This window comes from Pseudoalteromonas sp. SG44-1 (assembly GCF_014164315.1).
Taxonomy (GTDB): Bacteria; Pseudomonadota; Gammaproteobacteria; order Enterobacterales; family Alteromonadaceae; genus Pseudoalteromonas; species Pseudoalteromonas rhizosphaerae.
Map to the genome: position 1 here is coordinate 54,648 of NZ_JACJEW010000027.1, position 14,722 is coordinate 69,369.

Sequence of the window (14,722 nt, forward strand, 5' to 3'; positions counted from 1 at the left end):
TATGCAAACCTCTCCATTAGCTGGCCTCCATGATGTGATTGTGCCAAGCCATGTTTCTTGGTGGCCTTTAGCACCTATTTGGTGGCTCATCATTGTCGTGTTACTCGTAACTGTAAGCTTTATAAGTTACCAGTTGTACCGGGCACGGCAGTTTAAAAAAGCTAAACGCCAAGCTATTTCCCTCAGTGAACAACACGCAGAAGATGCCCAGCAACTACATATTTTAATTAAACGCCTGGTTTTACACTATTATCAGCAAAGTGCTGCATCACAAGGCACGAAACAATGGTGTATTACTCTAAATAAGCTGACCGGACAACAATTTACTGAACACGAACTGATGAGCCTTTATCAATCACAAAGCAATCAAACTGCGCTGGCACAGAAATTAAAACTCGCCATTGTGCAATTTAAATTAAAGGAGCCGCTGAATGTTTGAATTTAGCTGGCCTTGGTTATTTGTATTATTACCGCTGCCTTGGTTGTTGCGCTTATTTAAGCCAGTGCACAGTGAAGGCAATACCCGCTTACGTATTCCAAGCTTCGCCAAACACAATTTAGGCGCGCAAGTTGTCCAGCAACAGGCGCGTGGTATTAGTATATTTGAATGGTTGGTTTGGTTGCTTTTAGTCACCGCTTTAGCTAACCCAACCTGGCTTGATGAGCCAATTACCTTACCTAACGAAGGCCGCGATATCATGCTAGCTGTGGATTTGTCAGGATCAATGACCGAGCAAGATATGGCTTATCAGGGCCAATATGTTGACCGTTTAACTATGGTAAAAGCGGTATTAAGTGACTTTATTGAGCAACGTCAAGGCGATCGTTTAGGGCTGATTTTATTTGGTGATACGGCATTTTTACAAACACCACTAACGCGAGACGTTAAAACCGTAAGCCAAATGCTATCAGAAGCGCAAATAGGCTTGGTTGGCCGTGCCACCGCCATTGGCGATGCGCTGGGCTTATCAGTAAAACGTTTTGCCAGTAAAGATGAAAGCAATCGCATTGTGGTGTTATTAACAGATGGTCAAAACACCGCCGGTAACTTAGATCCAGAAGAAGCCCTACTGCTTGCCCGCGAAGAAGGCATTAAAGTGTATACCATCGGCGTAGGCTCTGATAATCCGCGTGGCTTTAGCTTATTTAATATGGGTGGCATGAGCGGAGGTAGTTTAGATGAAACCCTGCTAAAACGTATTGCCGAACAAACTGGCGGCCTTTATTTTCGCGCAAAAGACGTTGCCGGCTTACAACAAATTTATCAAGAACTTGATAAACTTGAGCCGATCAGCGCTGATGAGCAAACCTTTCGCCCACAAAGTGCGTTATTTTACTTCCCTTTATTAATTGCACTGACCTTGATTGGTCTGCGCGTTATGTTTATCAGTGCAAAAGCATTAAGACAGGAGGCCTAATGGACTTTGAATTTATCCGCCCGACCGTATTGTGGTTATTAGTTCCTGTGTGTTTAGTGTTTACTATTGCAATAATAAAGCACAAGAAAACCAGCCAAGGTGAATTAATAGCAGCTCACTTAGCAAAATTTGTGATCAACACCAACAACCAAAAAAACACGCAACCCATGTGGCTAATTGCCCTCTTTGCAGTGTTAGCCGTCATTTTTAGCGCAGGGCCCAGTTTTGAAGAAAAACAAGTGCCGGTATTTCAAAGCAAAAATGCCCGTGTAATTGTGATGGATATGTCGCTATCGATGTACAGCACGGATATTGCGCCCAGTCGTTTAGTGCAAGCGCGCTTCAAAGCGCTGGATATGATCAAACTATTTAAAGAAGGTGACACTGCGTTAGTGGCCTATGCAGGCACTGCTTATACCATTTCGCCGCTAACCAATGATGCCGCGACGCTTGAAAACCTGATCCCAAGTTTAAGCCCAGATATCATGCCTGATAAAGGCTCCAACGTACTTGCTGGGCTTGATGCTGCAAAAGAGTTATTAACACAAGCCGGATACCTTGAAGGCGATATTATCTTAGTAACAGATGGTATTGAACAAAGTGAGCAACAAGATATAAGCCAATTTACAGACGTTAACCCTTATCGATTAAACATTTATGGTATCGGAACAGAGCAAGGCGCGCCAATTAAACTTCCTGAAGGTGGGTTTTTAAAAGATAGTTACGGGCAAATTGTGGTGCCCACCATCAACATCAGTATGCTTAATGGTCTAGCAAGAAACAGTGGCGGTAAATTTGCGACTTATCAACCGAGTGCCCGCGATATTCAAATTTTTGCACCCAGTGCAAATAGTGAAATACTGAAAAATGAAAAACAAAGTCAAGCGCTCTGGCGTATTGATGCGGGGATTTATGGCTTGTTTATTTTACTGCCAATGATGCTGTGGATTTTTCGCCGAGGAGCTTTTGCAGCTGCATTTTTAGTGGTGAGCTTTTTACCGCAACACAATGCTTATGCAGTAGAGCTGCCTTCAGTATTTAAAAATCAAGATCAACGTGCGCTGGACGCTTATCAACAGGGTGAATATGAGCAAGCTGCCACAGCAGATTCTAGTCAATTAAAAGGCGCTGCGCTTTACCAGCAAGGTAATTTTGATGCTGCTTTGGCACAATTTAGCCAAGATAAAAGCGCCACTGGTTTATATAATTACGGTAATGCTCTAGCAAAGGCAGGCAAGCTAGACGAAGCAATTGCCGCCTATCAGCAAGCACAAACTTTGCAAGACGACTTTACCCAAGCAAAAGAAAATCAGGCACTTGTTGAGCAATTGAAAAATCAACAGCAGCAAAATCAACAAGGCCAAGACGGCGAACAAGATCAAGACCAAGACCAAGACCAAGACCAAAAAAGCCAAGATGGTGAACAAGGTCAAGATCAGCAAAATAAAGATAAGTCACAGCAAGGTGAGCAGCCAAATCAGGATCAGCAATCTCAACAAAGCGATGAATCTGAGCAAAGTGATGAACAGCAGACTGATGATAAACAGCAAGATGGCAATCCATCTGATCAACAAACTGATAAGCAAAACGATCCACAAATGGAGGCTGAACCTCAGCAAGGTGATAAAACTGATGAGCAACAGCAACAAGATGCGCAAACCGAGCCCAAAGATGACTCTGCAAACGATGATAAGCAGGCGCAGCCACAAATGACTCCTGAGCAACAGCAACAAGCTGAAGAAGCGGCAAAGCAGCAAGCTGTGCAAGCACAAACCGCAGAGCTTACCAACGAAGAAAAAGAGAAAGCGCAGCAGCTTAGTCAGTTATTGCGAAAAGTACCCGATGATCCCGCAATCCTGTTACGTAACAAAATGCAATTAGAAGCCCAAAAACGAAACAATCAACGCCGTCCACAAGGAGTCGAAAAATCATGGTAATGCGATTAATCTGTTGTTTATTGCTTATCAGCGCTATGCCCTCGTGGGCCGTTACGCAATTACAAGCCAGTGTTGATAAAAACCCGGTACTAGCGGGTGAATTTTTTATGCTCAATATCAGTGCAGATGACACCATAAAAAATGATCAACCTGATACCTCTGTCCTGTTAAAAGACTTCGTGGTTGGCCGCACCAGTGTCAGCACCCGCACAAACATCATTAATGGTAGTATTTCAAAAGAAACCACCTGGTCTATTAAACTTATGACCCGCACTGCCGGTGATTATACAATCCCAGCATTTAGTGTAGCTGGTGTCAGCTCTGCGCCCATTGCATTAAAAGTGGCTGAACGCAGTAAAGATGCGCAGCAAAACAACGATATTTTTATTAAAGCATCGCTTTCAAGTGACAGCCTATTTGTTCAAGAGGCAGGGCTTTACACGGTTAAGCTATATCTTGCCAAAGAGTTACTTGATGGTAATTTAAGTGCCCCCGCGATGCCCGATGCGCAGCTAAGTCAAATCGGCAAGCAGACTGAAAACTATGAACTTGTTGATGGTAAGCGTTACTTAGTGATCACTCGCGAGTATTTAGTACAGCCCCAAAAAAGTGGTAGTTACACCATTCAAGCACCAACTTTTCAAGGTCGAATTCGCCAAGACTATCGCCAATTAGATGTATCTGCACTGGGTGATAATGTCGATATTGAAATTAAACCGATACCAAGTGACTACCAAGGTGCATGGCTGCCTAGTGAATTAGTTAATTTAGATGAGCAATGGCAACCCGCTGACGACACAGTAGAAGTGGGTACACCTATTACGCGAACGCTGACCTTAACTGCACTTGGTATCACCAAAGAGCAACTACCTGATATTGAATTACCTGAAATCAAAGGTATTCGCAGTTACCCAGATGAAAAAGAAAATAATCATTTGGTTCGCGATGGTCGGGTAATATCACAACAAACAGCCTCGTACGCATTGTTACCGCAGATGCCAGGCACTTATACACTGCCAGAGGTAAGCGTGCCTTGGTATAACACCAAGATTAACCGGATCAGTTATGCAACACTACCAGCTCGTACTATTACAGTAACACCTAGTAGCACAAGCACTCCAGCAGCCGTTGCTGCGCAGCCACTTACGCCATCACAAAGCGCAACAACAGATGCTGCAGCAATAAGTTATCAAGCAACGCCGATAAATCAGTATCCGCTATGGTTAATTATTATCAGTGTGATTGGTTATTTATTATGGTTTATTACCTTGATTTTATGGTGGCGCAGTCAATCTCAGCGCAGCTTGATGCAAGCAAAGCCGACAGTAACCCATAGTGATTCATCAATTTCATTAGATGAATTAAAGAAACACGCTAAAAGCAATGATGTAAGTGCCTTTTATCAGGCGCTAAATCGTTACGCAATGCACTTAACAAAACAATCGAGCGGTGCAATAGACAAGCTTGAACAACTAGCTGATAATGCACAGCTTAGTCAACATATTGCTAAACTACGGGCTGCACTCTATAGTCCTAATGATACAGATGTTGATTTAATTGCGATTGTCGGCATGTTAGAAGAGCAACGTAAAGTACAAAAAAAATCACAACAAGCTGTATTAAAAGGACTTTATAAATAGAGTTTAAGTGACGGGGAGCAATCCCCGCGCTCAAATAGTAAATAACTTAAAATAAATAAAAAAGTGCTTATGCTTGGAAATGAAAACTCTAAAAGTCAGGTCTTAGTTGATATGGCAGAGAAAAAAACACGCTATGAAAAACTTGTTCATGTTTATCATAGCGAATTATATCGCTTTGCTTATTGGCTCTGCCGCGACCCTAATATTGCCGAAGATCTTGTCCAAGAAACATTTTTACGTGCTTGGCGATCTCTGGATTCATTATTAGATCAAAAAGCAGCTAAGCCATGGCTATTGACGATTTTACGCCGGGAAAATGCCCGTCGTTTTGAACGCAAACAATTTGATTATAGCGATGTTGAAAACGACACCTTAGTTGACGAAAAAAGCGTCACCTTGGATGACGAAATGGAACAAACAGTGATCCAACGTCACATCGCTAAGTTACCTGATGAATACCGCGAGCCATTATTATTACAAGTCGTTATGGGCTGCTCCGGTGAAGAGATAGCAGAAATATTAGATTTAAACAAAAACACGGTTATGACGCGTTTATACCGCGCCAGAAACCAGTTAAAAGAGGCATTGAGCCGTGATGATGAACAACTTAAAGGGGCATCAAATTAATGGATGATCTCGAGTTTCGTCGCCGAATTAGCGCACAGCCAAACAGCACAGATAAGGAGCTTGTGGAGTTTGCAGAGCAACACTCTGAGCGACAAGAATTTATTAATGATATGCAGGCCTTTGATTTAGAGCTTGCCAATGCACTTGACGTACCGGTGCCAGCAGGTCTTGCCGAGCGTATTTTGGCAAACACCGCAGCGCATGCACAAAACGAGTCGCTCACAACTGAGCAACTCAACCAAGCACCAGCTGATACCAGCGCGCAAACACCGCCGCAACGAACAGATAATCTAGTTGAGGCAAGTACACGTTTTAAACGTGCTCGTTTACCACTTGCCATGGCAGCCTCAGTATTGGTGGCTGTGGGGGCATTTTTATTTAGCAGCGAACAAAATGTCGCGTACGCAGCTGGCGAACATGCGCTTGCTCATGTTTACTATGAAATTAATTCGCTGCAAAAGACCGAAGCAATCAGCTTAGCAACGGTAAATGAAAAATTTGCTGTGCTAGGCGGCCATTTAGATGAATTGCCAGGTAAAGTGACTTACTTAATGTTTTGTGACTTTAAGGGACAAAAGGGATTACACCTGGTTTTTGAATCAGACTATGGCCCGATGACGGTATTTATAGTGCCATCAAAACAGCAATCGTTCGGCATCGGCGACGATGATTTTCAAGACGATCGTTTTGAAGGCCATATTAACCGTGGTACTAATGCAGATACTATTTTAGTAGCAAGTCTTGGTGCGCCATTAGAAAATTACAATGATCGTATTAATGGTGCGATCCGCTGGTTAAATTAACCTTCCTTTTGCATTGCCGTTATTATGGCGGCAATGCAATTTATACCTTCGCGAAACAATCGTTATATTCTTCCTGCTTGAACCAATAATTGCTTTTAAATTAGTCTATTGACCAAGCTACTGAGCATTTTAGAACTAATTCAGTTTGTCGCTATTTATCTAATTCCTGAACTACTTTAGAATCGCCGTTCTAATTTGTTTTAAGGAACTTCATGAAAAACCTGATTGTTATATTTTCATTGCTTGCTCTACTATGTACTGCAAGTTTTGATGCACAAGCACGTAAAAAGTTTGGTAGTAAAAAACGTGGCCAAACACCAGAAACACAACAAACCGCACAAAAACAACAAACAGATACCAATACCCTCGCCCCTGCTGCAAAACCAAAATCAAGCAAAAAAGGCATGATGGCAGGTATTTTTGGCGGCTTATTAGCCGGTGGATTAATCGCCGCAATGATGGGCGATGACTTTGAAGGGATGCAACTACTTGAGATAATTTTAATGGCAGGTATTGCCTTTATTATCTTTAAACTTGTCATCGGTATAATGCGTCGTAAAAACGCCCCTGTAATGGCGCATGGCCAAGGAGCATTTACTGCACCGCAAATGAAACAAACTGCGCCTGAGCACACCACTACAAGTGGATTTAGTCAAACCAATGACGTACCGTTTAATTTACCCGCTAACTTTGATACTAACGGCTTTTTACAAGGTGCGCGTAGCCATTATCATACTTTGCAAACAGCATGGAATAATGCTGACTATGCAACGATGGCTGAATACTTAAGCCCTGAACTAGTCGCTGAATTTAAAGCGGAACGTGAAGCGATTGACTGCGTTGCAACTGACGTGATGTTTATTGATGCAGAACTTGTACGTGCCGATACCGACGCACAAAAATGGCAAGTAAGTGTTCGTTTTAAAGGAAAGTACCGTGACTTAGGCGATAATAAAGAACAGCCTATTTTAGAAATTTGGCACTTAGAGCGTGCCACCAGCGATGATGCGCCTTGGCTGATTGTTGGTGTTGAAGATTTAATTGACGCGTAGTTCTAGGTTCTAGGTTCTAGGTTCTAGGTTCTAGGTTAAAAAATAAAACCGCACAACAATAAGTTAGTGCGGTTTTTTATTTCAATAAACGCTATTTAAATAAGATTATTTACAAACGTCTGCAACAGCATTTGCAAAGTAATCGATATTAGCTTGACTGATACCCGCTACGTTAACGCGGCTTGAACCAACAATGTAGATACCGTATTCTTTTTGTAGGCGCTCAATTTGCTCTTTATTAATACCTAAGAAAGAGAACATACCGTGTTGACGGTCAATAAATGAGAAGTCTTGAGCAATCTCTTTTGCCGCTAGACTGTCTTTGATCAAAGTACGTAGGCCATTGATACGGTTGCGCATTTCATCAAGTTCACTGTGCCATTGCTGTGTCAGTTCTGTACTGCTTAAAATAGTATTTACAATATCTGCACCGTGCGCAGGTGGCATTGAATAAATGCTACGTACCACACTTAACATCACAGAGTTTGAAATGTCTGCTGTTGCGCTGTCTTTAGCAATGATTGAACATGCACCAATACGCTCGCGGTATAAACCAAAGTTTTTCGAACATGACGAACAAATGATTAACTCATCAACTGCATTGGCTAAAATACGTAAACCGTTTGCATCTTCTTCAAGGCTTGAACCAAAACCTTGGTATGCAATATCAACCAGCGGTGTAAAGCCAACATCTTTTGCCAGTTCAGCAACCGTGTTCCACTGTGCTTCGTTTAAGTCCATACCACTTGGGTTATGACAACATGCGTGCAGTAATACCACATCACCTTTTGGCACTTGGGTAAGGGTTTCGATCATTTCATCAAATAATAAATCTTTGTTTTCATAATCGTAGTACGGGTATTCTTTAACTGTTAGGCCAGCGGCTTCAAACAAGCTAATGTGGTTTGCCCAAGTAGGATTAGTAACCCACACTGTCGCACCTGGATTACAGCGAACGATAAATTCAGCTGCAACACGCAGTGCACCTGTACCGCCTGGAGCTTGTGCTGTACGAACACGATTAGCTAATAACGCTTGGTGCTCACCTAATAATAGGTTTTCCATTTTTTGGCAGTAATCTAAGTTACCCGCCAAACCAATGTATGATTTGCTAGTTTCGTTTTCAAGACGAAACGCTTCAGCTTTTTTAACTGCTTTTAATACCGGCGTATTACCGAATTCGTCTTTATAAACACCAACCCCTAAGTCAATCTTATTTGGGTTAGTATCTTGCTTATAGGCCGCCATAAGGCCAAGAATAGGATCAGTGGGTAATGGTTTTAATACTGAGAACATTGACTATCTCTTTCATTATTTAGGGGTTAGCTGTTGCACTTAGCTTAACATAAAAGCTCACTAGATTGACTAGTGTTATTTACACTAAAAAGTGAGGAATTTTAATACAGCACGCAATTAATAGCGCTAATGTTTGCTGGTTGAAAAAATCGTTACTAAAGGCTTCGCCATCAACAATACCAACGCAGCGATTTGCACTGTCAAAAAGCGGTAAACAGGCTTCTGATTTTACTTTAGGGTCGCAAGTATAATATTCACCACCCGCAGCCAAATACTGCTCAACGTTGTTGATCACTCGCCCTTTACTACTCAGTGCCACCTGCACATTATTACTACCAGCAGCAAATGCTTCTGTAAGCGGAAAAAGCGGTCGGCTTGGCGCGCCAAAGTAAGCCAGTTTAAGTAATTGCTGACCCTCAGGTGTTGCTGTACTTTGGTAAATGCCGTACCAATCAACCTTAGTTTGCGCTACAACGTAATCAACAATTAGTTGTAATTGAGCAAGCTTTTGCGTGGTGTGCTGATCTTGCGGTAAAAAATCAGTGAGTTTAAACGGCTCATCTTGTAAGTAACCAAATAAACTGCACGCCCCGCCTTCACCCAATTCTGGTATTTGATATTGCCAGCGTACCGCAGGAAGCGACTGATTTGATAAATAGCTTTCGAGCTTAGTAAGCTCAGCAGAGACTAACTGAGCAGGCACATCTAATTGCGCAAGAGATAAATAAGAAGAAACCATTTAGCCATCCAAACATCTAAAAAATGAATCATAGCATGGCTAAACAATCACGACTAGCTTTGTTGTTGCACCAATCGATAACACATTTCAATTTGATTACCCGATGAGTTATAAGTCACCTGCTCTGCTATTTCTTCTAATATCGATAACCCACGACCGTGCTCGCGATTATTACTGTTAGCATTACTGTCGGTGCTAGCAAAACCATTGCCAGAATCGCAAATTATAAAATACAGGCTCAATGTATCAGGGCAATAACGTATATCCACAATGATCAATGCATCAACGAGCTTAGCTAATGTTGCTTCTCGAAGTTGATAATACTCAATAAAACCATCCTCTTTATTTTTAATCGCTGAATCGAGTCCTAATACACCGTGATCAAGTGCATTGTTATATGCCTCAGAGAGCAGTAAAAAAATATCAGAGCGGTGCTCTTTTAGCCCGCCAACTTGAGTGAGCACTTCAACGATTTCAAGCACCGGGTCGGTTTGTTTTATTTGCTGTGAATTAAGCGTTAAAGAAAAATTAAAGGGTAACCGAGAGTAAGCGGCTTGCTCTTCAGCCGCAGCAGGAACCGCCATGCAATTAAAAAGCACTAAACTAAGGTCATCCTGTTGTTTGCTACCATGAGCAAACTTGGTCACTTGCGCGATCACATCTTGACTAGTCACTTTAGGCTTGCTTGCAAGTGCCTTTATAAAGCGTTGCTCTGCAAAAAATTCACCGTTTTCATTGGTGGTTTCTATAATACCGTCGGTGGCCAGCGCCAAACGCATACTGCTATCGACTTCAAAATGAATTAATTCACGTTCAAATTCGTCGCCTTCTAAAATCCCTAAAGCCATGTGCTGTGACTCTAAGGTTTTTAATACGCTTCCTTGTTGATCAATTAAATAAGCGTCAGGCAAGCCACCAAGCCAAGCTGAAACACTTTTCCCGGAGCTACTTAACTCAATAATTGTCGCGGCACAAAACATATGCCCGGGCAATAATTGTACTAATACGGCATTAACTTCTGCGGCAATATCACTGACCGCCATGCCTTTATTAACCATAGTGTAAAACACTTTCGATGCCGGTAATGCCCCCACCGCAGCTGCTAAACCATGGCCAGTAAAATCCCCAAGCATACAATACAAACTACCAATTGGACTTTGCCCAACCAAACACATATCACCATTAAACATAGAAGCCGGTGAAAGATGAAAATCAATGTTGTTGGTAAACTTATTTTGGTTTTCTAAGGCATTATTAAAAATATGCTCAACTATTTCGTGCTCGCGCTCGGTTTGATTGTAATGATATTCTAATAACTTATTTTGTTCGTGGGTCTTTAAGCTCAGCTTACGGGTACGGCTGTGGGCTTTTATTTTCGCGGTTAAAATTACTTTATCAAACGGTTTATGAATAAAATCATCACCACCGGCTTCCAAGCAGTGCTCAAAACTACTATGATCTTCCAAAGAAGTTATAAAAATAATTGGTAGGTGAACATCGTTGTATAACTGCTTAATTTTTGTCGCTGTTTCATAGCCATCCATCACTGGCATTATTACATCGAGTAGCACAATATCAATGCTCTGCTGTGCTAATATTGCTAATGCTTCAACACCATTGGCAGCAGTTGATACCTCGTAATTTTGTTGCACCAGCATTACTTTCAAAAGCGTACAATTAAGTGGCTGATCATCAACAACGAGAATATGCATTAATCAATATCAAACTTTTTATCAAAACGTGATATTTGCAGGATTTTTTTCAGTTGCGGCTGACAATTACTGATTTGAATTGCATCAACTGAGGTACCCAAGGTCTTTTTCATATTCAGTAACATACCAAGGGCGGAGCTATCCATGTAATCTGTTTCTCGCAAGTCAATTACGACCTTAGCGGTTTTTTCATTGATATCGGAATACGACTGTCGAAATGACTGCACTAAATTAAAGTCGAACTTCCCTTTAATTTGAATAGTCAGTGTAGCACCATCTGCTGATGCACTCTTACTTAGACCCATTAGTTAACTCCTGCTCAGATTATCCATTCTTAATTAGTATTAAATATAACTTGTTAATGATAAATCACCAAAAATAAAACACCCTATGCACAAATTTGTTTTAGATTTGATATTATCTAGGCCATTGTTTATTTAACTTTTTAAATGCAGGTTAAGCATGAGTGATAGTAATCTCGTTTATTCAACCGAAACAGGCCGTATCAGCCAACCAAAACCAAGCACAGAAGTGGCTAGTAAAGTATTTAAAGACGGCGCCCTGCGCATCGAACGCCAAACCAAAGGCCGTAAAGGTAAAGGTGTTATGTTGGTAACTGGTATTGACAGCGAGCAACACGATTTAAAAAAACTCGCCAAAACCATTAAAAGTAAAATGGGCCAAGGCGGCGCTTTAAAAGACGGCATCATTGAAGTACAAGGCGACGACCGCGAAAAACTCAAAGCCATCCTCGAAGCACTCAAATTCAAAGTGAAAATTGCCGGAGGGTGAGCCGCCGGTTTGCCTATAAAAAGCAGAGACTTGATGACCTAATTGCATATATGTACTTTCTTAATTTATGATCAATGTATTGTAATACAAAGACAAACATCAGAGATAAAATTGTCTACTCCCACACAAAGAGAGCTTAAATGATATTAGATAATCTACCCAATAAAAAACTAGTCTCTGCTCTAAAAGCTAGTGCAGCTTTGGATATAGAGCTTTGTGAAGACGAATACCTGAGGTGCTTTTCTTACAAAGCTAATTGGGCGCCAGGGATAGACGTTGCTTCATATGAAAATGGTGGTGGTGATGAAATCGTCATTGTCATAAAAGGTGATGCTATTTTAATTAAAGGTTTCGATCATGAATCAGAAGTTAGTCCTCATGCTCAAGAAGAGTTTAGAATTTGGCCAGGGATGTATGAAGGGGCTCCTGAAGAACTGCTCTGCGTTTTAGATAACGATTTCTTCGAAATAGCTCATGTGACCTTTTGTTTTTGGCGTACTTCCAACTCAGGGTCATGGCAACAAGGAACAGTTAATTTCCAAAACAATGAAGATAACGGAGCTAGTTGGCTGCTCCCTGCAATCACTATAACTCCAGAATGTTTTATTGAGTATGCGAAGGACTACTACCAAGATGACTTTAATAAAATAACACCAGCAAGGGTACACCAAGTATTCAGCGAATATGAATAGCACAAAATTTTATCCGTGCTGTTGATACAATAAAACAAAGTAATAAAGTAGCGTGGTAACTTGCTTCGCTTGTTCCTCGCGATTTAGCCAATCTCATTTTACCGCCAATTGCAGCGTTAATTTAACTGGAGCAACACTCAATTATGGATGATGTATCGAAGCAATTTAAATCAGTAAATAAACGGTTTTATCTCATATTGCTATTAACTGTTGTATGCTTTTCAAGTGGCTTTATTCTTCAATATTTTGATATTGAGTTTCTAAATCCTTTTTATGGTGCATTAATCGGAGTGCTCGTATTTAACATTGGTATTTGGTTGTATTACAGGTGTCCAAAATGTAACTCGATTCCATTTGCATCAGGTAGTGAAGGCGTAGAAATCAGACCTAAACTCTGCCATAAATGTGGTGCTAAATTCAGGTCAAAATAAACTAATCGATAGCATCAAAGCCAAGCGGCCTAATGCGGAGCAATAAAAGACGGCATCATCGAAATACAAGGCGACGACCGCGAAAAACTCAAAGCTATACAAAAAGCACTTAAATTCAAATTAAAAATTGCCGTGGGGGAGTCCCGGTTTTATGGTGTGTGGTACTTAGTCGTATGTAGTGGTATTTAATTAGTTGTCCGTGACGATCTGAGCGGCGGGATTAAGCGTGAAGCGGACAGTTAAGAATTTTGATATCTGAAGTCAAGATTTGTTGGTGAACTATACTTCATGTACTGAAACCCAAAAACGGCAGATGCTGTATGGCTTCAAAGCAGTTTCAAAATGTATTACGTCACGTTATTAACTTAAACTACTCCCAACTAAAAAACTCCGTCATGAAGTTGAATCTAATATTGCTAATAACCAACTGGGTCAAGCCATTGCTGACCATGAAGAAACAATATCTCATTGTCCACATTGCGATTCACACGAATTAGGTACTGACTATATTGAGAATTATCTGAGTTGGTTTAGAACCATGGAAGATAACACGGAATTCTCAGATCAAACATGGATAAAAGAGGCTTTATAAAATGAATTCTCGCCTAGCCACACTTAACTACAACATAGCCATATATAAACAGTCGTTGTATTTTTTTTCAACAACTCGCGGGATTATTTCTTGTATTTTACAACAACAAAAAAACAACAAATATAAATCCCTTGATTTACATTTAGATACAGAGTTAGACTGAAAGTATTAAAAAACTCAAAGGATTTTCTCTCTGCAACTTGTGGGTTTAGATCCTTTGAATAAGCTGTTAGCAGTCTAAGGATAGAATTTGCGTAATCTTATATTTTTCTTTTTTATATTCCTCACAGGCTGTGCGCCACACACAGTTACTTTTATGAGCCCGAAGGGGATTAGCGGCGATGCTACTATAAATGGCTGTGGTCAAATCCCATCGACCTTTCAATACGAAATGAAAGACTCTAAGTATAAAGTCGATCTACATTACAATTCTGTTTACTTAGTAGTCGAAGTTGTCGATGGAAGTAATGTTGAATGGCTGAACAATGAAATCACTGTACTGGTAAATAATGAAAGCCATATTTTGAAAGCTAAAAACTTAATCCGAGACGATCGTGTAAGAGATCCTTGTGGGGGCTTTACTGATACGTTTAACTGTAAAACCTATCGAAACTACTATTTAAATATAGAAGTTGAAGCTGTCAAAGGCGCTACTCAAGTAAACATAGTTCCTCCAATACCAATGGTAAATAAAAAGGCTTTTGAGGTTTCAGAAATAGAATTTAAAGAAGTTACAAAAACACTAATGCAGGCAATCAACTGCTAATCGGGTAGCCGGAGGTCTCTAACCTCCAGCCCCCACACCACCCATCATGCGGGTCCGCAATGGGCGGTTCACCTCCCGTAATGAATATTGATCCAAATATCTCTCAGTGACACTAAACCTTTTGACGCTAAATAGTCATTGCCTAGCGCAATGTTAATTCCTTTTGTTTTTGAGCTTCGACAAGGCCCCTTGCTGGTGATACCACATGCTATGGCTAGTCTCTCA

General features: G+C 41.0%; 14 protein-coding genes. 10 read left to right on the plus strand and 4 right to left on the minus strand.

What is annotated here, in order from left to right; translation table 11 throughout:
• The first annotated feature begins 1 nt into the window (after position 1).
• The 7 genes from H5187_RS13650 to H5187_RS13680 all read left to right on the plus strand — a co-directional run bounded on the left by H5187_RS13650 (position 2) and on the right by H5187_RS13680 (position 7,477).
• The gene (locus H5187_RS13650; protein WP_145240353.1) at positions 2–439 is read left to right on the plus strand and encodes a DUF4381 domain-containing protein; all 438 of its coding nucleotides are present in this window, start codon (positions 2–4) and stop codon (positions 437–439) included.
• Positions 432–1,418 carry a VWA domain-containing protein gene (locus H5187_RS13655; RefSeq protein WP_145240351.1) on the plus strand — a complete coding sequence of 329 codons (987 nt, stop codon included), beginning with the start codon at positions 432–434 and terminating at the stop codon, positions 1,416–1,418. Before H5187_RS13650 ends, H5187_RS13655 begins: the two co-directional genes overlap by 8 nt.
• Entirely contained in the window at positions 1,418–3,355 is a 1,938-nt protein-coding gene (locus H5187_RS13660; RefSeq protein ID WP_182797956.1) for a VWA domain-containing protein, read from the plus strand. Before H5187_RS13655 ends, H5187_RS13660 begins: the two co-directional genes overlap by 1 nt.
• Positions 3,349–4,995 carry a BatD family protein gene (locus H5187_RS13665; protein ID WP_182740091.1) on the plus strand — a complete coding sequence of 549 codons (1,647 nt, stop codon included), beginning with the start codon at positions 3,349–3,351 and terminating at the stop codon, positions 4,993–4,995. Before H5187_RS13660 ends, H5187_RS13665 begins: the two co-directional genes overlap by 7 nt.
• A 69-nt stretch (positions 4,996–5,064) precedes the next feature.
• On the plus strand, positions 5,065–5,622 hold the full coding sequence (locus H5187_RS13670) for a sigma-70 family RNA polymerase sigma factor (protein ID WP_182718608.1): 558 nt from the start codon (positions 5,065–5,067) through the stop codon (positions 5,620–5,622).
• Positions 5,622–6,425, plus strand: a complete 804-nt coding sequence (locus H5187_RS13675; RefSeq protein ID WP_182767930.1) for a DUF3379 family protein — start codon at positions 5,622–5,624, stop codon at positions 6,423–6,425. Before H5187_RS13670 ends, H5187_RS13675 begins: the two co-directional genes overlap by 1 nt.
• Positions 6,426–6,637: 212 nt before the next feature.
• Entirely contained in the window at positions 6,638–7,477 is an 840-nt protein-coding gene (locus H5187_RS13680) for a Tim44 domain-containing protein (protein ID WP_182761612.1), read from the plus strand.
• 105 nt (positions 7,478–7,582) lie between these two features.
• On the opposite strand, the gene H5187_RS13685 is transcribed toward H5187_RS13680, so the two are convergent.
• The 4 genes from H5187_RS13685 to H5187_RS13700 form a co-directional block, all read right to left on the minus strand.
• Positions 7,583–8,773, minus strand: coding sequence for an amino acid aminotransferase (locus H5187_RS13685; RefSeq protein ID WP_149983417.1), 1,191 nt, complete (start codon positions 8,771–8,773; stop codon positions 7,583–7,585).
• Positions 8,774–8,852: 79 nt separating this feature from the next.
• Positions 8,853–9,512: a histidine kinase gene (locus H5187_RS13690; RefSeq protein WP_182794576.1), complete on the minus strand. Its 660-nt coding sequence runs from the start codon at positions 9,510–9,512 to the stop codon at positions 8,853–8,855.
• Positions 9,513–9,565: 53 nt separating this feature from the next.
• On the minus strand, positions 9,566–11,224 hold the full coding sequence (locus tag H5187_RS13695; RefSeq protein WP_182784310.1) for a fused response regulator/phosphatase: 1,659 nt from the start codon (positions 11,222–11,224) through the stop codon (positions 9,566–9,568).
• Positions 11,224–11,529, minus strand: coding sequence for an STAS domain-containing protein (locus H5187_RS13700; RefSeq protein ID WP_145240332.1), 306 nt, complete (start codon positions 11,527–11,529; stop codon positions 11,224–11,226). The genes H5187_RS13695 and H5187_RS13700 overlap by 1 nt, the downstream gene beginning before the upstream one ends.
• A gap of 157 nt (positions 11,530–11,686) precedes the next feature.
• Here H5187_RS13700 and H5187_RS13705 point away from each other — a divergent pair, with 157 nt between their 5' ends.
• From H5187_RS13705 to H5187_RS13715, 3 genes are all read left to right on the plus strand, one after another.
• On the plus strand, positions 11,687–12,016 hold the full coding sequence (locus tag H5187_RS13705; protein ID WP_182797957.1) for a stress response translation initiation inhibitor YciH: 330 nt from the start codon (positions 11,687–11,689) through the stop codon (positions 12,014–12,016).
• Between the two features lie 140 nt (positions 12,017–12,156).
• Positions 12,157–12,708, plus strand: coding sequence for a hypothetical protein (locus H5187_RS13710; protein WP_182718601.1), 552 nt, complete (start codon positions 12,157–12,159; stop codon positions 12,706–12,708).
• Between the two features lie 1,273 nt (positions 12,709–13,981).
• Positions 13,982–14,497 carry a hypothetical protein gene (locus H5187_RS13715; RefSeq protein ID WP_182794579.1) on the plus strand — a complete coding sequence of 172 codons (516 nt, stop codon included), beginning with the start codon at positions 13,982–13,984 and terminating at the stop codon, positions 14,495–14,497.
• Positions 14,498–14,722 lie beyond the last annotated feature (225 nt).

Bases quoted from the DNA above. Each gene is read 5' to 3' on its own strand.
- H5187_RS13650 (WP_145240353.1), top strand. From the start codon at position 2: ATGCAAACCTCTCCATTAGCTGGCCTCCATGATGTGATTGTGCCAAGC.
- H5187_RS13655 (WP_145240351.1), top strand. From the start codon at position 432: ATGTTTGAATTTAGCTGGCCTTGGTTATTTGTATTATTACCGCTGCCT.
- H5187_RS13660 (WP_182797956.1), top strand. From the start codon at position 1,418: ATGGACTTTGAATTTATCCGCCCGACCGTATTGTGGTTATTAGTTCCT.
- H5187_RS13665 (WP_182740091.1), top strand. From the start codon at position 3,349: ATGGTAATGCGATTAATCTGTTGTTTATTGCTTATCAGCGCTATGCCC.
- H5187_RS13670 (WP_182718608.1), top strand. From the start codon at position 5,065: ATGCTTGGAAATGAAAACTCTAAAAGTCAGGTCTTAGTTGATATGGCA.
- H5187_RS13675 (WP_182767930.1), top strand. From the start codon at position 5,622: ATGGATGATCTCGAGTTTCGTCGCCGAATTAGCGCACAGCCAAACAGC.
- H5187_RS13680 (WP_182761612.1), top strand. From the start codon at position 6,638: ATGAAAAACCTGATTGTTATATTTTCATTGCTTGCTCTACTATGTACT.
- H5187_RS13685 (WP_149983417.1), bottom strand. From the start codon at position 8,773: ATGTTCTCAGTATTAAAACCATTACCCACTGATCCTATTCTTGGCCTT.
- H5187_RS13690 (WP_182794576.1), bottom strand. From the start codon at position 9,512: ATGGTTTCTTCTTATTTATCTCTTGCGCAATTAGATGTGCCTGCTCAG.
- H5187_RS13695 (WP_182784310.1), bottom strand. From the start codon at position 11,224: ATGCATATTCTCGTTGTTGATGATCAGCCACTTAATTGTACGCTTTTG.
- H5187_RS13700 (WP_145240332.1), bottom strand. From the start codon at position 11,529: ATGGGTCTAAGTAAGAGTGCATCAGCAGATGGTGCTACACTGACTATT.
- H5187_RS13705 (WP_182797957.1), top strand. From the start codon at position 11,687: ATGAGTGATAGTAATCTCGTTTATTCAACCGAAACAGGCCGTATCAGC.
- H5187_RS13710 (WP_182718601.1), top strand. From the start codon at position 12,157: ATGATATTAGATAATCTACCCAATAAAAAACTAGTCTCTGCTCTAAAA.